Origin of the sequence: Streptomyces enissocaesilis, assembly GCF_039533765.1 — a bacterium.
Classification (GTDB): domain Bacteria; phylum Actinomycetota; class Actinomycetes; order Streptomycetales; family Streptomycetaceae; genus Streptomyces; species Streptomyces enissocaesilis.
Window position 1 is genome coordinate 58468 of sequence record NZ_BAAAUD010000012.1, and the last position, 18962, is coordinate 77429.

Below are 18962 nucleotides of genomic sequence, written 5' to 3' on the forward strand. Positions count from 1 at the left end.
CCATGCAGTTCGGACGCACGTACGAGGAGTTCGAGGTCGGCGCCGTCTATAAGCACTGGCCCGGGAAGACGGTCACGGAGTACGACGACCACCTCTTCTGCCTCCTCACCATGAACCACCACCCGCTGCACATGGACAGCAATTACGCCGAGAAGACGACCGACTTCGGCAAGAACGTCGTCGTCGGCAACTACGTCTACTCGCTGCTGCTCGGCATGTCGGTGCCGGACGTCTCCGGGAAGGCCATCGCCAACCTGGAGGTCGAGTCGCTCAGGCACATCGCGCCGACCTTCCACGGCGACACGATCTACGGCGAGACGACCGTCCTCGGCAAGACGCCGTCGAAGTCCAAGAGCGACCGCGGGATCGTCCACGTCGAGACGAAGGGCTACAAGCAGGACGGCACCGTCGTCTGCGTGTTCCGGCGCAAGGTGATGGTCCCGACCGAGACGTACATCAAGGAGCGCGGCGGCGAGCAGCCCGGCCGCCCGACGGCATCCAACTGACCACGTGAAGACGCAGGAGAAGCAGCCATGGCCCGTCTCGCCCAGACCGCCGGTCTGACCGACATCCAGCAGGAGATCCTGGCCACCGTCAGGAACTTCGTCGACAAGGAGATCATCCCCGTCGCGACCGGGCTGGAGCACCGCGACGAGTACCCGACGGAGATCGTCGAGGGTCTCAAGGAGCTCGGCCTGTTCGGGCTGATGATCCCCGAGGAGTACGGGGGCCTGGGCGAGTCCCTCCTCACCTACGCGCTGTGCGTGGAGGAGATAGCCCGTGGCTGGATGAGCGTCTCCGGGATCATCAACACGCACTTCATCGTGGCGTACATGCTCAAGCAGCACGGCACCCAGGAGCAGAAGGACACGTTCCTGCCGCGCATGGCGCTGGGCGAGGTGCGCGGCGCGTTCTCGATGTCGGAGCCGGCGCTCGGCTCCGACGTGTCGGCCATCACGTCGAAGGGCGTGAAGGACGGCGACGAGTACGTCCTGAACGGCCAGAAGATGTGGCTGACGAACGGCGGCTCGTCCACGCTCGTCGCGGTGCTGTGCCGCAGTGACGAGGGTCTCCCCGAGGGCACGGCCCCGCACAAGCAGATGACGACCTTCCTGGTGGAGAAGGAACCGGGCTTCGGTGAGGTCCGTCCCGGCCTGACCATCCCGGGGAAGATCGACAAGATGGGCTACAAGGGTGTCGACACCACCGAACTGATCATGGACGGACTGCGCATTCCGGCCAATCGTGTACTCGGTGGGGCGACCGGCCGGGGATTTTACCAAATGATGGACGGCGTGGAGGTCGGTCGCGTCAATGTGGCGGCACGTGGTTGCGGTGTCGCGCAGCGCGCATTTGAACTGGGCGTCTCGTATGCCCAGCAACGTCACACTTTCGGCAAGCCGATCGCCCAGCACCAGGCGATTCAGTTCAAGCTGGCCGAGATGGCTACCAAGGTCGAGGCCGCCCATGCCATGATGGTGAATGCAGCACGCAAAAAGGACTCCGGGGAACGAAACGACCTGGAGGCAGGGATGGCGAAGTACCTCGCCTCCGAATACTGCAAGGAAGTCGTCGAGGACGCCTTCCGTATCCATGGCGGTTACGGGTTCTCGAAGGAGTACGAGATCGAGCGCCTCTACCGCGAGGCGCCGATGCTGCTCATCGGTGAAGGTACCGCCGAGATCCAGAAAATGATCATCGGCCGGCGACTCCTCGAAGAGTACCGGTTCCAGGGCTGAATGCCCCTTTCGGGGGGAAATGGCCGCGAAAAAGATCACACCCTGTCATCATCTTCCGGCCTCCGACTCGTCTTCTGGCTTGCCCAGTTGCGGCCCGCAACCGCTACCATCGCCGGTAAGCCGCCGTCCCCCTGTTGCCAGCGCGGCATCATCCGCTACGAAGGTCATCCATGCCCCACAGCCAAACCTCTGCATCACGCGACGGCCTCCTCCAGGGACGCCTTGCTCGCGGAGCATCGCCGTGGCTTCTGCCGACCGTCGCCACCGCGGCGCTCAGCCTCGCCCGGGCCCGCAAGTCCGGCCGCTGGGCCGCCGTAGCCGTGCCCACCACCGCGCTCGCGGCGGGCATGCTGTGGTTCTTCCGCGATCCCGAGCGCGAAATCACCCAGGGCCGGGTCATCTCCCCGGCCGACGGAGTGGTGCAGAGCATCATGCCGTGGAAGGACGGACGGACCCGCGTCGCGATCTTCATGAGCCCGCTCAACGTCCACGTGAACCGCGCGCCCCTCGCGGGCACGGTGACGTCGGTCGAGCACATCCCCGGCGGGTTCGTTCCGGCGTTCAACAAGGAGAGCGAGAACAACGAGCGCGTTGTCTGGCACTTCGACACCGAGCTCGGTGACATCGAGATGGTGCAGATCGCCGGCGCGGTCGCGCGTCGCATCGTCCCGTACGTGCCGCAGGGCACGAAGGTCGAGCAGGGCGAGCGCATCGGCCTGATCCGCTTCGGCTCGCGCGTCGACATCTACCTCCCCGAGGGTGTAGAGGCCGACGTCGAGGTCGGCCAGGTAACCACCGCGGGGGTGACTCGCATTGACCGTGACTGATCCCGAGACACAGGCCGGCTGGGTGCCGGAGGACGAGACCGACGCCGAGGACATGCCGCTCTCCATGCGGCTGTCGATAGCGGACACGCTCACCCTCGGCAACGCGACGTGCGGGTTCATGGCGGTGTACTTCACCACCACCGGAATCCTCATCCCGCACCTCCAGGGCAGCCAGGAGACCGGCATGGCGCGGCACAGCGCCGCGACCGCCGTGATCCTGATGCTCCTCGCGGCGATCTTCGATCTCTGCGACGGGCTCGTGGCGCGCAAGCTGCGCAGCTCGCCGATGGGCGCGGAGCTGGACAACCTCTCCGACCTGATCAGCTTCGGGCTCGCCCCGGCCTATTTCGTGCTGGTGTACGGAATGGTCGCGGACGACGCCCACCAGCGGGTTTCGGCGCTGGCGGCGATCGTGGTGCTGCTGGCGGTGGTCCTGCGGCTCGCCAGATTCTCCTGCGTGACGCTGAAGGACGGCATGTTCCAGGGCATGCCGAGCCCCTTCGGCGCGCTGACGGTCGTCTCGATCGTGCTGCTGGAGCTCCCCTTCATCCCCACGCTGCTCGCCATCATCGGCGTCGCGTGGCTGATGGTGAGCCGGGTCGAGTACCCGAAGCCGCGGGGCGTCCTCGCGGTGGCGATGCTCGCCTGGATCGTGGGCGCGATGGGACTGCTGGCGGCCTGGGCGTTCGACGCCCCGGGCGGCCAGGTCCTGCTGGCGACCGGCTGCGCGCTCCAGGTGGTCCTGGGCGCGGTGATCCCGCTCTTCGCGACGGCGCGGCGGGTGAACACGTTCCGCGACAACCGCCGCGTGGCGCGTGCGGCGCAGCTGCCGTAGGCGTCCGGCGTACGTACGGCTGCGGGCCCCGGGGACATCCCCGGGGCCCGCAGCCGTCTGCCGTTCGCGGAGGCTGTCAGCCGCCGGGCGTGTAGCTCTTCGCGGCCCCCGAGATCTCCGCTTCCCGCACCACCTTCGTCCCGCCGGTCACTTTCTTGTCCGGCTGGAGGATGACCGTCTGGCGCGAGGACGGCGCCTTCGGGTCGGTGAAGTCGTGCGTGGTGCCGAAGCCCGAGTCGTACGCGTTGATCGTCAGCAGGGCCTTGCCGACGCCCTCCCGGGTCAGGTCCTTCGACGCGCACGCCTTCTTCAGCGCCTCACCGAAGACCGACGCCGCCGTCCAGCCGGCCACCACGCCGTTGTCGAGCGCGTCCGAGGGATACGCCGCCTCGTAGTCGGCGACGAGCTTCTTGGCGTCCTGCGTGTCCGTGCCGATCGGCTCGGTGGGGTTGGCGACGTAGTAGTTCTTCGTCAGTGCCGGCCCCGCCTGGGTCGCGAGCAGCTGCGGGGAGAACGCCGAGTTGTTGCCGATGACCGGCGCCCGGAGCCCGACCGCCGCCGCGACCCCGACGAACGAGGCGGCCTGGCGCGGCCCCGCACTGATGACGACGCCCTCGACCCCGGCCTTCTTGAGCGCGGAGACCTGGGCCGTCATGTCGTTGTCGGTCGGTTTGATCTTCTGCTCGACGATCGTGAGCCCGGCCTGCTCCGCCGCGTACCGCGATCCGGCGAGCGCGTTCTCGCCGTAGTCGCCCTCGAAGTAGACGTGGCCGATCCCGTCGCCCTTCCCGACGCCCTTCTCCTTCATCAGGAAGTCGATCGCGTTGATCGTCTCGACGTCGTAGGTGTTGCCGACGACGCGGACGTACGGACTGCCGAGCAGCGAGGTGGACCAGGCCTGCGGGATGACGAGGCCCTTGTCCTGGCCGTCGATGCGCTGCTTGACCGCAGCGACGAAGGGCGAGCCGATGAACTGGGTGAAGCCCAGCACCTGCGGCGACAGCTCGGTGTAACCGGAGACGGCCTTCTGCGGGTCGTAGCCGTGGTCGCGGACCGTGAGCTCGATCTTCCGGCCGCAGATGCCGCCGTCGGCGTTGGTCTTCTTCACGTACAGCTGCTGGGCCTGGGTGACGCTCTTGCCGAGCGAGGCGTAGACGCCGGTCATGTCGGTCAGCGCACCGAGCTTGATCGTCCCGTCCGTGACCCCCTGGCCGGTCCTGACCCCGCCGGTGTCCGCCGTGTCGCCGTTCTTGCCGCCTTCCTTCGCCTTCGAGCTGCACCCGGCCGCCGTCAGCGCGAGCAGCGCGGCGAGCGTGGCGGCGGTGGTCCTGGTGACCTGCCTGCGCGTGGTCATCGTTACTCCCCTGGGGTTGTTGTCTTGCGCCGGAGGGCCGGCCGCACCAGGCCGCCCGGCAGGAAGAGCACCACCGCGACAACGGCGGCGCCGTAGAGGTACCGGGACGCCTCGCCCGGTGCGACCCCGCCCGTACCGGGGGCGGAGACCAGGGGCAGGGCGTCGCTGTACCGGGTGAGGAGCTGGGGCAGCAGGGAGACGAAGACGGCTCCCACCACCGCTCCCGCGACCGAGCCGAGACCGCCGATGACGATCATGGCGAGATACTCGAGGGACAGGATCATGCCGAAGTACTCCGGCACGGTCCGCTGGAAGACCAGCGCGAGCAGGACGCCCGCCAGGCCCGCGTACATGGAGGAGAGGACGAACACCCCGGCCCGGTAGCGGGCGACGGGCACCCCCATGACCCCGGCGGCGATGCGGTGGTCGCGGATGGCGTTCATGGCCCGGCCGGGGCGCCCGCGCAGCACGCCGCGGGCGAAGAGGGCGCAGCCGGCCAGGGCGAGCAGGGCGACGTACCAGAGCTTCTCGGCGGAACCGAAGGGCACGTCGGCCACCAGCAGCTCGGACTCGTCGAAGGTGACGCCGAAGAGGCTGAGCGGGGGGACGTCGCGGCCGTTGAAGCCGCCGGTCAGGTCGTGCGCGTTGAAGAGCACGTGCTGGCCGATGAAGATCAGCGCGAGGGTGGCGATGCCGAGGTACGCGCCCTGGAGGCGTCCGGAGATGGGGCTGAAGAGGCCGCCCGCGACCCCGGCCAGCGCCACCGCGAGGACGGCGGCGAGCCAGCTGGGGAGGTTCAGGCCGGTGAGGCCGCCGGCGGGGTCCCCGGCGAGGACGCAGTAGCCGTACGCGCCGACGGCGAGGAAGAAGGCGTGGCCCATGGAGAGCTGGCCGGTGGCGCCGGTGAGGAGGTTGAGGCCGATGGCGCCGATGGCGGCGGCCATCGCGAAGAGCCCGGCCTGGAGCCAGAACCGGTCGAGGTAGAAGGGCAGCGCGAGGAGCAGGACCGCTCCGGCGGTCCACAGCGCCGGGCGGCGCAGCCGCTTGGTCGGGTCAGACACGGGCCAGCTCCTTCGTACCGAAGAGACCGGCCGGGCGGACCAGCAGGACCGCGACCATGACGAGGTACGGGGCCAGGTCGCCGATGCCGCGCCCGAGGAAGGTGAGGTCGCTCTGGTAGCCGGTGGCGAGCGACTCGGTGATGCCGACGAGGAAGCCGCCGACGAGGGCGCCGGTGGTGGAGTCGAGGCCGCCGAGGATGGCGGCGGGGAACGCCTTCATCGCGGCGAGCGAGGTGGAGCGTTCGAGCCCCGGGGTCGGGAAGACGGTCAGGAAGAGCGCGGCGACGGCGGCGAGTCCGCCCGCCACGGCCCAGGCGCCGAGGGAGACCCGGCCGAGGCGTACGCCCATCAGCGCGGCGGTCTCGGAGTTCTCGGCGGCGGCGCGCATCGCCACGCCCCAGGAGGTGAAGCGGAAGGCGAGCAGGAAGACCGTGATGAGCAGGCCCGCCGCGACGAACGCGGCGATGCGGGTGTGCGCGACGGTCACCCCGCCGACGGTGAGGACGGAGTCGCCCCAGGGGTCGCCCAGGGCGAGGACGTCGGTGCCGATGCGGCGGGTCAGCTCGGTGGTGAGGAGGATGTCGACGCCGATGGTGACGATGGCCAGGACACTGTGGTTGGAGCCCCGGTAGCGGCGCATCACCAGGAACTCGACCGCCGTGCCGACGGCCGCCGCGCCGCCGATCCCGGCGAGCAGGGCGAGCCAGAAACCGATGTCGTCGTGCAGGACGGCGGTGACGTAGCCGCCGGCGAGCAGCAGCGAGGCGTGGGCGAAGTTGACGACCTCGGTGGCACGGAAGATCACGACGAAGCCGAGGGCGATCAGGGCGTAGACGGAACCGATCGAGATCCCGTTGAGGAGGAGTTCGGCGAAGGTGGTCATGGAGCGGCCTCCTCTCCCAGGTAGGCGCGGACGACGGCGGGGTCGGACTGGACGGAGGCGGGCGTTCCGTCGGCGATCAGCCGACCGAAGTCGAGGACGGTGACGGCGTCGGCGAGCCGCATCACCACCCCCATGTCGTGCTCCACCAGCACGATGGAGATGCCGAGGCTGTCCCGTACGCCCGCGACGACGGCGGCGGTGGCCCGGCGTTCGTCGGCGGTCATTCCGGCGACCGGCTCGTCGAGGAGCAGGACCCTGGGCTCCATGCACAGGGCGCGGGCGAGCTCGGCGAGCTTCTGCTGCCCGTACGGCAAGGTGCCCGCCGGCCGGGCGAGGTGGTCTTCGAGTCCGACGAACGCGGCGATTTCCCGGACGCGTTCACGGTGCCCCGCCTCCTCCCGTACGGCGGAGGGGAGCCGCAGCCCGGCGGCGACGAATCCGGTGCGGGTGAGCCGGTGGCGGCCGAGCATCAGGCTGTCCTCGACGGTGGCGCCGGGCGGCAGGGCGAGGTTCTGGAAGGTGCGGGCGACGCCGAGGTCCGCGATGCGGTGGGGCGGCAGTCCGGTCAGCTCCCGGCCGCCGAGGCGGACGCTGCCCGAGGTGGCCCGGTAGACGCCGGAGAGGACGTTGAAGCAGGTGGACTTGCCGGCGCCGTTGGGTCCGATGACGGCGTGCACGGTTCCCGGCCGTACGGTGAAGCCGATGGCGTCCAGTGCGGTCAGGCCGGCGAACCGCACGGTCAGGTCCCGTACTTCCAGCGCCGGGGCCGCGGCGCTCATCTGCCCTCCCAGACGCTGAGGGTGCGGTGGGCCGCCACCGCCTCGGAGGCGTCGGCGGCGGCGTCCTCGTCGACCACGCCCAGGTAGCGGCGGCGTACCTCGTCGGAGGCGGCGAGCTCGTCGGCGGACCCGGACAGGACGACCTCGCCCACGTCGAGGACGTACGCGTGCGAGGCGAGGCGCAGCGCGATGGCGGCGTTCTGTTCGACGAGCAGTACGGCCGTGCCCTGCGCGTTGATCTCGGTGACCGTCTCGGCGATCCGCTGTGCCATCAGCGGGGCGAGGCCGAGCGAGGGCTCGTCGAGCAGCAGCAGTTTCGGTCCGGCCATCAGCGCCCTGGCGACCGCGAGCATCTGCTGCTCGCCGCCGGAGAGCAGCCCGGCGCGCTGCCCGGCGCGTTCGGCCAGGACCGGGAAGAGTTCGTGGACGCGCCGCAGCGCGGTGGCCTGGGCGGCGCGGTTTCCGGTGGAGCCGAGCGCGCCCGCGCGCAGATTGTCGGCGACCGTCATCCGCGCGAACACCTGCCGTCCTTCCGGAACTTGGCAGAGCCCCGCGGCCACCACCCGGTCGGGGGGCAGACCGGTCAGCGGCCGGCCGGCGAAGGCGACCGTACCCCCGGTGACCGCTCCGCCGTGGAACGAAAGCGTGCGCGAGATGGCGCGCAGGAGCGTGGACTTGCCCGCTCCGTTGCTGCCCAGTACGGCGACCACGGCCCCTTCGGGCAGCGTGAGCGACACGTGTCGCAGCGCCCTCACGGGTCCGTATCCCGCCGACAGATCCCGTATTTCCAATGCGGCGCCGGCCATGGCACCCCTTCCTCGGGCCGTTCGGTGGCGCTCACCTCAGCACCGGTCGCCGCCCGCCGTCCACGGATGGCGACCGAACCGCTGCCGGTGACCAGCCACACGTACGGCCGGTTGTGCACGCGCACAACACCGCGTGTCAGGGGGTGTCGGGGAGAGCCCCGCTCATGGCACGCTCTCGCCCCATGGGAGGCCGCAGAGTACGGACGGGGCACGACTGGGCGGTGCTGACCGAGGCCTGTACGGCGCTGCTCGACCGGCTGCCGGAGCTGGTGGACCAGCACCTGCGCGAGCTGCACGCGCACTCGCCGCTGTACGCGCAGGTCCTGTCGCAGGACCAGCACTGGCAGGAGACCGAGCAGGCGATGCGGATCGGCATCGAGGCGATCTCCGCGCCGAAGTCGCAGCCGCGCCGCGATCTGGAGTACGCGGAGTGGACGGGCCGGCGCCGGGCCCAGCAGGGCTTTCCCCTGGAGCTGCTGGTGCACTCCTACCGGCAGGCGGGCTATCTGATCTGGGACGCGCTCCTGGAGAGCGCGGAAGGCAGCGGTCCGGAGAAGCTCACGGTACTGATGCGGGCCGCGTCGACGGTGTTCACGGCGGTCGACGCGGAGACCGCGACCGCGTCGGAGGCGTACCGGGCGACCGAGGCCGAGCTGCGCCACCGTACGGACGAACGGTTGCAGGCGCTTCTCGACGCTTTGCTGGAGGGCAAGGAGTCACCGGGGCTGGCGGCCCGCGCGGCGGCCGGTCTCGACCTGCCGGAGCAGGGGCGGTACGCGGTGGTGGTGCTGCGGCTGGAGCGCCGGGACGGGCGCGAGCCGTTCCACCGGCGCATCCAGGGGACCGGGATGCGGTTCATCTGGCGGATGCGTACGGACTGCGAGGTGGGGGTCGTCTCGCTGGGCGAGGAGACGACGCTGGCCGCACTGTCGGAGCTGCTCGCCGCGCGCTGTCCCGGGCCGGGCGGCATCAGCCCGGTGGTGGACGGTCTCGCCGGGCTGGGCGAGGCCCGGCGGCTGGCGGATCTGGCGCTGCGGACGTGCGCGCCGGACGCGACCGGGATCGTACGGCTGGACGAGCGGATGCCGACGGCCCTGGTGGTCAGCCAGCCGGAGCTGGCGGGGCGGCTGGTGGCGGACGTGTTCGGCACGCTGCTGGAGCTGGACGCGGCGGACCGGGTGGTGCTGCTGGAGACGCTGGACGCGTGGCTGTCGTGCGAGGGGTCGGCGGGGCGGACGGCGGGGCGGCTGTACTGCCACCGCAATACGGTGTTCAACCGGCTGCGCAGGCTTGAGCAGCTGACGTCCCGTTCGCTGTCCCGGCCGCGGGACCTGATCGAGATGACACTGGCGCTGGACGCGTTCCGGCTGTCCGGGGCGTGACGCGGACGGCGGGGGCGGGCCGTGACGCGGGCGCCGCGGGCGGGCCGTCCGGGGCGCCCGCGTCACGCCCCGCGGCGCGGGCCTCCTGCTACGACAGCGTGTCCGCGACCACGGACGCCGCTTCCGCGATCAGTTCGTTGTCGTATGCGGCGTCTTCCCCGGTGCGGTTCGTCATGATCGCCACGACGACGGGGGCGGTGCCGGGGGGCCACACCACGGCGATGTCGTTGCGGGTGCCGTAGGTGCCGCCGGCTCCGGTCTTGTCGCCGACCACCCAGCCCTCGGGCATTCCGGCCCTGATGAGCTCGGCTCCGGTGGTGCTGGTCCGCAGCCACTTCGTGAGCTGCGCGCGTTCGCCCTTGCCGAGGACGTCTCCGAGGACGAACGCGCGCAGGTCGCCGGCGAGCGCCCGCGGCGTGCTCGTGTCACGCGTGGCGCCCGGAGTCCACTGGTTCAGTTCCGGCTCGCGGCGCTCCATCCGGGTGACGTCGTCGCCGATCTCTTCGAGTACGGCGTCCAGGCCGTGGGGCCCGCCCAGTCGGTCCAGGAGCAGGTTGGCCGCGGTGTTGTCGCTGAAGCGGACGGCGGCGTCGCACAGCGCGCCCAGGGTCATCCCGGTCCCGACGTGCTTCTCGGTCACGGGAGAGTGGGCGGCCAGATCGTCCTTGGAGTACGTGATCACCTGGTCCAGGCCGCTCAGGGAGTACTCGCGCAGCACGGCGCCGGCGGCCAGCGCCTTGAACGTGGAGGCGTAGGCGAACCGCTCGCCGTCGTTGTAGGCCACCTCGCGCCCGGTGCCGGTGTCGACGGCGTAGACGCCCAGCCGCGCGTCGAACTTGCGCTCGAGTTCCTTGAAATCGCGGGCGAACGGCTTCGCGTCCGCACTCGGGGTCGCGTTCGTGTTCGGGCTCGCGGCCGCACCCGGCCCCGTCGTCTTCGCGGGCGGGGGCGACGAGGCCGGGGAGTCGCCCCGGCCGCAGGCCACGAGCGGGACGAGGGCGAGTGTGGCGAGCGCGCCGAGAACGGCGCGCCGGGCACGGGTGTGCTGCATGGTCCAGAACCTCCGGGGCGCCCCGCACAGGGGCGCGTAGGGGATGGAGCGGCACGGCCCCATCCCGGTGCGGGTCATGAGTGCCGGGACCACCCTCGCCGTCGGGAGCCATGCGGTCCAATACGCTCACGCACTGTTCCATGCCGATCCGGCATAGAGTTGCGGACCGTGGATCTGGTGGGAGCGTGTCGCGCGTTTGTCAGTGTCAGCGAGCACGGCGGTTTCACCGTCGGAGCGGCCGCTGCCCGGATGTCCCAGCCGGTGGCCAGCCGCCGCGTCGCCGCCCTGGAGGAGCGCTTCGGTGAGCAGTTGTTCGAGCGCACGTCGCGGCGGGCCGTCCTGACCCCCTTCGGCCGGGACATGCTGCCGGCGGCCAGGCAGCTCGTACAGGCGGCCGATGTGCTGCTGCACGAGGCGGAAGCCGTCAAGCGCAAGCCGTGGCGGCTCGCGGTGCCCGACGTCTGTCCCACGGCCGCTCTGGCCCGCCTCGTCGCCGAGGCACGGGGGCACGGTGTCAGGCTGGACCTCCGTGTGGCGGCGCCCGCGCGGCGCCTGGAACTCCTCCACGCGCAGCAGGTGCGTGCCGCCGTGCTCGCGGTGCCCGCGGACGAGGCGACGTGGTCCGTGCCGCTCGGGCTCGCCGGCGCCCAGGACCCCGGCGTGAAGCGCGTCTACCTCGAAACGCTGCGGGTCGGGCGGGCCTCCCCCGGCCCGGCCCGCCGTGTCTGGATCCAGCCGGAAGACGACGTGCCGCACATCCGGGACCCGCTGACGCGCCTGCGCGACGCGGTGGGCCTGCGGCCCGCACAGCTCGTCGCGGCGGCCGGCCTGACGAGCGCCACGGCCGAAGTCCTCTGCACACACGACCTGTTGCTGTGCTCCCCCGCGCAGGCCGGGGAACTCGCCCTGGCCTGGCGGCCCATCGGTGAGATCACGCTCGGCCGGGGATTCGCCCTGACCGTCGCCGCGGACGGCAATCCCCAGTACGTCGAAGCGCGCCTGGGCGACACCATCGCCCACTGCCTCGGCGCGGGCGCCCGGGCGGGCGGCGCGGGAGGGACGGCGGCGTGAGCACCGAGGCACTGCTGCACGACATGCGCCGGCAGTTGCGCGAGGGCGGTCTGCACGGCTGCCTGCTCGTACGGGACCTGCGCACGGGAGAAGAGCTGGGGATCGAGCCGGACACCCAGCTGCCCTCCGCCTCCCTGGTCAAGGTCCCGCTCGCGCTGGCGACGGCGGAGCGCATCCGGCGGGGCGAGCTCGACGGGGCGACGATGCTCGACGTACGGCCCGGGCGGATCACCACGCCCGGCCCCACCGGGCTGAGCCGGTTCCGCCACCCCACCCGGATCGCGATCGACGACCTGCTCTACCTGAGCACCTGCGTGAGCGACGGGACGGCCGCCGACGCGCTGTTCGGCCTCACCCCGCCCGACCGGGTCGCCGGCCTCCTCCACGAACTCGGCCTGCGCGGCATCACCGTCCGGCACAGCATGCGCGAGCTGTCCGACACCCCCGTGGAACGCTTCGACGCCGACCAGGTCCATCTCGCCCACGCCCTCGCCATCGACGCCGGCACCAGCGGCCGCGGACACCGGGTGCCGCAGCTCGACACCACCCGCGCCAACACCGGCAGCGCACGCGCCTGGGTCGAACTGCTCCAAGCCCTGTGGACACCCTCGGCGGTCCACCCGGAAGCGGCCGGGCGCGTGCGCGGCCTCATGGCCCACAACCTGCTCCGGCACCGGCTCGCCCCGGACTTCAGCTCCGACGCCACCACGTGGTCCTCCAAGACCGGCACCCTCCTCAACCTCCGCCACGAGGTGGGTGTCGTCGAGCACTCCGACGGTCAGGCGTTCGCCGTCGCCGTCCTCACCGAGTCGCTCGTTCCGGCGAGCACCCAGCCCGGCGCCGACGCCCTCATGGCGCAGGTGGCGCGCGGACTGCGCGACCACCTCCGGCAGCTCTAGCCCCGGTCCGGGGTTTCCGCCGGCGGGCTGTACACCGCCCGCCGGGGCCTCGCGTGCGGTACGCCGGGCGCCGCGCGTCACCCGGACCGCCGATGCCCGAAGCCGGGGGCCGGGCCTTCGGCCCCCGGGCGGGCCTGGCGCGGCTGAACCCGCTGGGCCGACGCCGATCCCAGCCCGTCCGGCGCTTGAGAACCGGGGTCCGGGGCAGAGCCCCGGTTCGGGAAGGGCGGGGAGGGGAACAGCCCCGCGGGCCCGGAGCCGGGCGGGGCCCCGGGCCCGCGGACCGGGAGCCAAGTGGCCCCGGTCCCCGGGGCCGTGGGCCGTCAGGTCAGGAAGTCGCGGGCGATGTTCTCCGCCACGCGTTCCAGCAGCGGACCCGCCTCCGCCATCGAGCGGGCCGGGTCCGGCTCCAGGTCGGCCAGGGCGTACGCACGGCGGATGCCGGCCCCGCCGAGGACCTCCGGGGGGAGCGCCAGGCGGCCGCAGACCGCGATGACCTCGATGTTCTTCGCGCGCGCCGCCGCCGCCACGCCCGCCGGCGCCTTGCCGTGCAGTGTCTGCGCGTCGAGCGAGCCCTCGCCGGTGATGACCAGGGTCACGCGGGACAGGGCGTCGGCGAAGCCGAGCACGTCCAGCATCACCTCGATGCCCGGCCGGAAGCTCGCGCCGAGGGCGATCAGCGCGCCGTAGCCGATGCCGCCGGCCGCGCCCGCGCCGGGCGAGTGCTCGTGCTCCGGGCCGAGTACGGACGCGTAGTGCGCGAGGGCCGCGTCGAGGGCGGCCACGTCCTCCTCGGTGGCGCCCTTCTGCGGTCCGTACACCGCCGCCGCGCCCTTCGGGCCGGTCAGCGGGTTGTCGACGTCGCTGGCGAGGACGAGGTCCACGTCGGCCAGACGCGGGTCCAGGCCGGACAGGTCGGCTGTCGCGAGGTCGCGCAGGCCGCCGCCACCGGGGCCGACGGGCTCGCCCGCCGCGTCCAGGAAGCGCGCGCCCAGCGCGGCCAGCATGCCCGCGCCGCCGTCGGTGGTGGCGCTGCCGCCGACGCCGAAGACGATCGTGCGCGCGCCCGCGTCGAGCGCGGCGCGCAGCAGCTCGCCGGAGCCGTACGTCGTCGCGGTGAGCGGCGCGAACACACCCTCGGGGAGGTGCTGGAGGCCCGACGCCTCCGCCATTTCGACCACGGCGGTGCCGTCGCGCAGCGCGAACGCCGCCGTGAGCTGCTCGCCGAGCGGCCCGGTGACCCGTACCTCCCGGCGCTCGAATCCGGCCGCCACCGCCGCGGCCACCGTGCCGTCGCCGCCGTCGGCGACGGGCAGGGCCTCGACGACAACGTCGGGGACAACCCGCCGCAGCCCGGCCGTCACCCGCTCCGCGACCTGCACGGCCGTGAGCGAGCCCTTGAACTTGTCCGCCGCGACGAGCACGCGGGCGGTCTCAGTTACTGCTCCGTCCGTCACCTTGCTATCCCTTGCTTTCGAACAGGCAGTCGCGCCGCCCCGACCCTATCCGCAGGAGGGGCTTCGTGCCCACGGACACCCGTCACGGTCCGGCCTCCGGTACGGCGCGCCAACCTGATTTGTCATCTTTTTACGCCCATAGTGGTTCGTCATGCACAGCGAAACGATCGAACGGTCTTCACCCGGACGGCGGCGGGTCCCACCGCCGGGGGTCCCGCCGGGGGTGCCCCCAGTGCGCGCGCACAGCACCGCACTCCGCGTTCCGCTCTTCTCGCATACCGGTGAAATACCTGCGAACGACCCATGCTCCACCACGGGAAACGGGTAGAGCCGACGCATGACGCCACACCGCACGCACACCGCCGACCGGATTCTCGGCGGCTGGCTGGGCCGAATCGCCGGCAACATGCTCGGCAAGCCCGTGGAGCGCGGCGACTACTGGACGCGAGCACGGATCGACCGCTACCTGCGGCTCACCGGTGCGCTCCCCCTCAACGACTACCTGCCCGAGCCCCCGCCGGCCGCGGCCGGTCTCGAACTGCGCCCGGAATGGCCGCACTGCGTACGCGGCCGGATCAGCGGCAGCTGCCGGGACGACGACGTCGACTACGCGATCCTCGGGCTGCATCTCCTGGAGACCCACGGGTTCGCGTTCACCACCGAGGAGGTCGGTGAGCTGTGGCTGCTGCGGCTGCCGTATCTGCAGACCTTCACCGCCGAGCGGGCGGCGTACCGCAATCTCGCGAACGGCCTCAGGCCGCCGCTGACGGCCACCTACGAGAATCCGTACCAGGAGTGGATCGGCGCCCTCATCCGCGCCGACATCTTCGGCTGGACCAACCCCGGCGACCCGAACCGGGCGGCCGCGCTCGCCCGCCGCGACGCCGTGCTCTCGCACACCGGCAACGGCGTGTACGGCGCGATGTGGGCGGCGGCGCTGATCGCCGCCGCGTTCACCGCGCCGGGGCCGCGCGCCGCGCTGGAGGCGGCGCTGGAGCGCGTACCCGCGAGCAGCCGTCTCGCCCGTACGGTCCGTCACACCGCCGCCCTGCACGCGGCCGGGGTGGCCTGGGAGGACACGCTCGCCGAGATGGAGGAGGAGACCGGCGGCCTCGGCTGGATCCACGCCGTCCCGAACGCCGCCGTCATCACGGCCGGACTGCTGTACGGCGACGGCGACTTCACCCGGACCGTCACGCTCACCGTGCGCGGCGGCCTGGACACCGACTCCAACGGCGCGACGGCGGGTTCGGTGGCCGGGGTGCTGTGCGGGACGGCCGGGATCGGGCCGCAGTGGACCCGGCCGCTGGAGGACACGGTGCGCAGCGCGGTGTTCGGCTTCGACGGGGTGCGGATCAGCGAACTGGCGGACCGTACGGCCCGGCTGGCGCTCGGCTGAACCACACCTGCCCGCCCGTCCCGGCGCCCTCCACGGTCCGCTGCCCCGACGCCTTCACCCGGTGTTGCGCCGGAGTGCACCGGGTGGACCACGGCGCGGCCTAACATGCCCAGCAGCGCCCGCTCCTTCACTGCTTCTTCCGCTTCAGTCCTCGACGAAATCCGGAGAGCCTCATGCGCCCATTCGTTGGCGGAGTCCTGACTGCCCTCGCCGCTGGGACCCTTGTGGCCCAGGGCGCCCTCGCGGCCGGCGCGGCGGAGCCCTCCGCGTCCGCGGCGGCGGACCGGTCGGCCAAGGCGAGGCACCTGCCCGCCGAGATAAGGGGCGGCGCCTGGAAGGCCGGACACGTGCAGGGCGTGGCGGTGGACCGCCGCAAGGGGTTCATGTACTTCTCCTTCACCAACCTCCTCGTCAAGACCGACCTGCGCGGCGATCCGGTGGGCTCCGTGTCCGGGTTCACCGGGCACCTCGGCGACCTGGACCTCAACGAGAAGGACGGCCGGGTCTACGGCTCACTGGAGTACAAGGCGGCGAAGGCCTTCTACATCGCGGTCCTCGACGTGGACCGGATCGACCGCATGGACATGGACGCGCACACCAGCGACGTCGTGTCGACGGTCCACCTCCAGGAGGTCGTGGACGACTACACGGCCGACATGGACGGGGACGGGAAGTTCGACGGCGACACCGCGAACACCCCCGACCACCGGTACGGCTGCAGCGGGATCGACGGAGTGACCTTCGGGCCCGAGCTGGACCGGGGGGGCCGGGCCAAGGCCGGCAAGGACGTCCTGACCGTCGCGTACGGCATCTACTCGAACGTCAAGCGACAGGACAACGACCACCAGGTCCTGCTCCAGTACGACGTGGCCAAGTGGCGCACGTACGAGCGCCCGCTGCCCGAGAGCGCCCCGCACACCAGTGGCCCCCCGCGCGTCGACGGCAAGTACTTCGTGCGCACCGGCAACACCCGGTACGGCGTGCAGAACCTGGAGTACGACGCGCACACGGGCAACTGGCTGATGGCCGTCTACAAGGGCGCGAAGCCGCAGTTCCCGAACTACTCGCTCTTCGTCGCCGACGGTTCGAAGCGGCCGGCCTACGGGAGGATCACCGGCCAGCCGGAGCCCACGAGCGGCTGGCACCTGCCGCTGCTCCGGCAGGGGCTGCACCACGCGCCTTCCGGCGTCTACGGCTGGGAGTCCAGTGGCCAGTACGGTCTGGTCTCGCTCGACGACGGCCGCTTCTACCTCACCGAGGCGGGCACGGTGGTGGAGGACGGCGTGACGAAGCAGACGGCCCGGGCGGTCCTGCACCGGTGGACGGGTCTGCCCCCCACCCCGTTCACGCCGATCGCCGACTAGGCCGCGGGGCGGGGTGCGGAGGGGCCGGCGGGGTCTAGAACAGCCGCCCCCCCGGCCCCCGCCCCGCCCGCCTCGAACGCCAGCAGCCTCCGCTTGCGGTCCAGGCCGCCGCCGTAGCCGGTGAGGCCGCCCGCGGCGCCGACGACGCGGTGACACGGGACCACGATGCCGACCGGGTTCCTGCCGTTGGCGAGGCCGACCGCGCGGGAGGCGGCCGGGTTGCCGAGGCTCTCGGCCAGTTCGCCGTACGTCCGGGTCTCGCCGTACGGGATCTGCTGGAGCCGGGCCCAGACGCCGCGCTGGAACGGCGTGCCGTCCAGGGCCGGCGCCAGGTCGAACTCCTTCAACCCACCCGTGAAGCAGGCGTCGAGCTGGCGGACGGCTTCCCCGAGAATCCTCGGATTCCGGTCGCCGAAGGACTCCTCCGGCGGCCGGTGGCGCTGCTCGGTCATGTAGAGCCCCGACAGCCTGCCGTCGGTGGCGACCAGCGTCAGCGGACCGTACGGGCTGTCGACGACGCGGTGCTGCCTCATGGTCGTGCTCCTCATGCCGGGAGGTGGTTGACGGGATGGTCGTCGGTGGCCCACAGGTACTGGACGGCGTACGCCCGCCACGGCCGCCAGGCGGCCGCCCGCGCCGTGAACGCCGCCGGTGTGGACGGCAGGCCCAGCTCCCGCGCGGCCCGCCGGATCCCGAGGTCGGTGGGCAGGAACGCGTCGGGGTCTCCGAGCGCGCGCATCGCGATCATCTCGACCGTCCAGGGCCCGAAGCCGGGCAGCGCCGCGAGCTGGGCGCGGGCCCGCTCCCAGTCGCTGCCGATGCCGAGCTTCAGCGTGCCGTCGGCGAGCGAGGAGACCAGCGTCGTCAGGGTGGTGCGGCGGCTGCGCGGCAGGGCCAGCGACCCGGGGTCGAGTCCGGCGAGCGCGGCGGGGTCCGGGAAGAGGTGGGTGAGCCCGCCGGCCGGATCGTCGACCGGGGTGCCGTGCGCGGTGACCAGGCGGGCCGCGTGGGTGCGGGCGGCGGCCGTCGAGACCTGCTGGCCGAGCACCGCGCGTACCGCGAACTCCGCCGCGTCGGTCGTACGCGGCACCCGGCGCCCGGGGGCCTTGTCGACGAGCGGGGCGAGCAGGGGGTCGGTGCGCAGCTGGTCGTCGACGGCGACCGAGTCGGCGTCGAGGTCGAGCAGGCGGCGGCAGTGGCTGATGGCGATGGCCAGGTCACGCAGGTCGGTGAGCGAGAGCAGGCAGCCGATGTGGTCGGGGTGCGGGGTGAGGGCCACGGTGCCGTGCCCGTACGGGAGGGCGAGCGTGCGCCGGTAGGCGCCGTCGCGCCACTCCTCGACGCCGGGCACGGCGGTCGCGGCGAGGTGGCCGAAGAGATTGGCGGGGTTGAGCGGGGCGCGGAACGGCAGCCGCAGGGAGAGCGCGCCGGGGGTCTGCGGCTGCTTGCGGCCGCGGCTGCGCAGCTCGCCGGGGGAGAGCGCGAAGACCTCGCGGACGGTGTCGTTGAACGTACGTACCGACGAGAACCCGGCGGCGAAGGCGACGTCCGCCATGGGCAGCGGGGTCGTCTCGATGAGCAGGCGGGCGGTCTGGGCGCGCTGGGCCCGGGCGAGGGCGAGCGGTCCGGCGCCCAGCTCGGCCCGCAGCTGCCTCTCGATCTGGCGGGTGCTGTAGCCGAGCCGGGCGGCGAGCCCCGGCACGCCCTCGCGGTCGACGACACCGTCACCGATCAGGCGCATCGCGCGGGCGACGGCATCGGCGCGGGCGTTCCACTGCGGGGAGCCGGGGGCGGTGTCGGGCCGGCAGCGCTTGCAGGCCCGGAATCCGGCCTGCTGGCAGGCGGCCGCGCTCGGGTAGAAGGTCATGTTCTCGGTCTTGGGCGGCACGACCGGACAGCTGGGGCGGCAGTAGATCCGGGTGGTCAGGACCGCGGTGAAGAACCAGCCGTCGAAGCGCGAGTCCTTGGACCGCACGGCGCGTACGCAGCGCTCGGTGTCGGTGTGCATGGCTCAAGCATCGGGCACGCCGCACGCCGGCGGCTGGCGAGAATCCG

Annotated in this window: 18 protein-coding genes; 9 read left to right on the forward strand and 9 right to left on the reverse strand. The window is 72.2% G+C overall.

The annotated features are described in order from the left end of the window. The first annotated feature begins 2 nt into the window (after window positions 1-2). The 4 genes from ABD374_RS04635 to pssA all read left to right on the forward strand — a co-directional run bounded on the left by ABD374_RS04635 (window position 3) and on the right by pssA (window position 3401). Window positions 3-506 (forward strand): MaoC family dehydratase, encoded by a 504-nt coding sequence (locus ABD374_RS04635; protein ID WP_344491052.1) that lies wholly within the window; start codon window positions 3-5, stop codon window positions 504-506. 27 nt (window positions 507-533) lie between these two features. Next, a complete protein-coding gene (locus tag ABD374_RS04640) occupies window positions 534-1739 on the forward strand; it encodes an acyl-CoA dehydrogenase family protein (protein ID WP_344491055.1) in 1206 nt (401 codons plus the stop codon). A gap of 170 nt (window positions 1740-1909) precedes the next feature. Beyond that, a complete protein-coding gene (locus ABD374_RS04645) occupies window positions 1910-2566 on the forward strand; it encodes a phosphatidylserine decarboxylase (protein ID WP_344491058.1) in 657 nt (218 codons plus the stop codon). A 52-nt stretch (window positions 2567-2618) separates the two neighbouring features. Beyond that, window positions 2619-3401, forward strand: coding sequence for a CDP-diacylglycerol--serine O-phosphatidyltransferase (gene pssA, locus ABD374_RS04650; RefSeq protein WP_344491407.1), 783 nt, complete (start codon window positions 2619-2621; stop codon window positions 3399-3401). A gap of 76 nt (window positions 3402-3477) precedes the next feature. On the opposite strand, the gene ABD374_RS04655 is transcribed toward pssA, so the two are convergent. The 5 genes from ABD374_RS04655 to ABD374_RS04675 are packed head-to-tail and all read right to left on the reverse strand — an operon-like array spanning window position 3478 to window position 8284. Beyond that, window positions 3478-4755 carry an ABC transporter substrate-binding protein gene (locus tag ABD374_RS04655; protein ID WP_344491061.1) on the reverse strand — a complete coding sequence of 426 codons (1278 nt, stop codon included), beginning with the start codon at window positions 4753-4755 and terminating at the stop codon, window positions 3478-3480. 2 nt (window positions 4756-4757) lie between these two features. Then, the gene (locus tag ABD374_RS04660) at window positions 4758-5816 is read right to left on the reverse strand and encodes a branched-chain amino acid ABC transporter permease (RefSeq protein WP_344491064.1); all 1059 of its coding nucleotides are present in this window, start codon (window positions 5814-5816) and stop codon (window positions 4758-4760) included. Continuing rightward, on the reverse strand, window positions 5809-6699 hold the full coding sequence (locus ABD374_RS04665) for a branched-chain amino acid ABC transporter permease (protein WP_344491067.1): 891 nt from the start codon (window positions 6697-6699) through the stop codon (window positions 5809-5811). Before ABD374_RS04665 ends, ABD374_RS04660 begins: the two co-directional genes overlap by 8 nt. Continuing rightward, window positions 6696-7478 (reverse strand): ABC transporter ATP-binding protein, encoded by a 783-nt coding sequence (locus tag ABD374_RS04670; RefSeq protein ID WP_344491071.1) that lies wholly within the window; start codon window positions 7476-7478, stop codon window positions 6696-6698. The genes ABD374_RS04665 and ABD374_RS04670 overlap by 4 nt, the downstream gene beginning before the upstream one ends. Continuing rightward, a complete protein-coding gene (locus tag ABD374_RS04675) occupies window positions 7475-8284 on the reverse strand; it encodes an ABC transporter ATP-binding protein (RefSeq protein ID WP_344491074.1) in 810 nt (269 codons plus the stop codon). The genes ABD374_RS04670 and ABD374_RS04675 overlap by 4 nt, the downstream gene beginning before the upstream one ends. 182 nt (window positions 8285-8466) lie before the next feature. Between ABD374_RS04675 and ABD374_RS04680 the strand changes: the two genes are divergently transcribed. Next, on the forward strand, window positions 8467-9666 hold the full coding sequence (locus ABD374_RS04680) for a PucR family transcriptional regulator (protein WP_344491077.1): 1200 nt from the start codon (window positions 8467-8469) through the stop codon (window positions 9664-9666). Between the two features lie 88 nt (window positions 9667-9754). Here ABD374_RS04680 and bla read toward each other — a convergent pair whose 3' ends face one another. Next, a complete protein-coding gene (gene bla, locus ABD374_RS04685; RefSeq protein WP_344491080.1) occupies window positions 9755-10717 on the reverse strand; it encodes a class A beta-lactamase in 963 nt (320 codons plus the stop codon). Between the two features lie 168 nt (window positions 10718-10885). Here bla and ABD374_RS04690 point away from each other — a divergent pair, with 168 nt between their 5' ends. Further along, window positions 10886-11788, forward strand: coding sequence for a LysR family transcriptional regulator (locus tag ABD374_RS04690; RefSeq protein WP_344491083.1), 903 nt, complete (start codon window positions 10886-10888; stop codon window positions 11786-11788). Then, window positions 11785-12687 (forward strand): serine hydrolase, encoded by a 903-nt coding sequence (locus ABD374_RS04695; protein ID WP_344491086.1) that lies wholly within the window; start codon window positions 11785-11787, stop codon window positions 12685-12687. Before ABD374_RS04690 ends, ABD374_RS04695 begins: the two co-directional genes overlap by 4 nt. 323 nt (window positions 12688-13010) lie before the next feature. Here ABD374_RS04695 and ABD374_RS04700 read toward each other — a convergent pair whose 3' ends face one another. Continuing rightward, window positions 13011-14144 (reverse strand): glycerate kinase, encoded by a 1134-nt coding sequence (locus ABD374_RS04700; protein WP_344491089.1) that lies wholly within the window; start codon window positions 14142-14144, stop codon window positions 13011-13013. A gap of 337 nt (window positions 14145-14481) precedes the next feature. On the opposite strand from ABD374_RS04700, the gene ABD374_RS04705 reads away from it, so the two are divergent. After that, a complete protein-coding gene (locus ABD374_RS04705; protein ID WP_344491092.1) occupies window positions 14482-15543 on the forward strand; it encodes an ADP-ribosylglycohydrolase family protein in 1062 nt (353 codons plus the stop codon). Between the two features lie 173 nt (window positions 15544-15716). Beyond that, window positions 15717-16907, forward strand: a complete 1191-nt coding sequence (locus ABD374_RS04710) for a hypothetical protein (RefSeq protein WP_344491095.1) — start codon at window positions 15717-15719, stop codon at window positions 16905-16907. On the opposite strand, the gene ABD374_RS04715 is transcribed toward ABD374_RS04710, so the two are convergent. Then, window positions 16904-17440 (reverse strand): methylated-DNA--[protein]-cysteine S-methyltransferase, encoded by a 537-nt coding sequence (locus tag ABD374_RS04715; protein ID WP_344491098.1) that lies wholly within the window; start codon window positions 17438-17440, stop codon window positions 16904-16906. The genes ABD374_RS04710 and ABD374_RS04715 overlap by 4 nt on opposite strands. An 11-nt stretch (window positions 17441-17451) precedes the next feature. Further along, complete coding sequence (locus ABD374_RS04720; RefSeq protein WP_344491101.1) at window positions 17452-18915, reverse strand: AlkA N-terminal domain-containing protein; 1464 nt, start codon at window positions 18913-18915, stop codon at window positions 17452-17454. Window positions 18916-18962 lie beyond the last annotated feature (47 nt).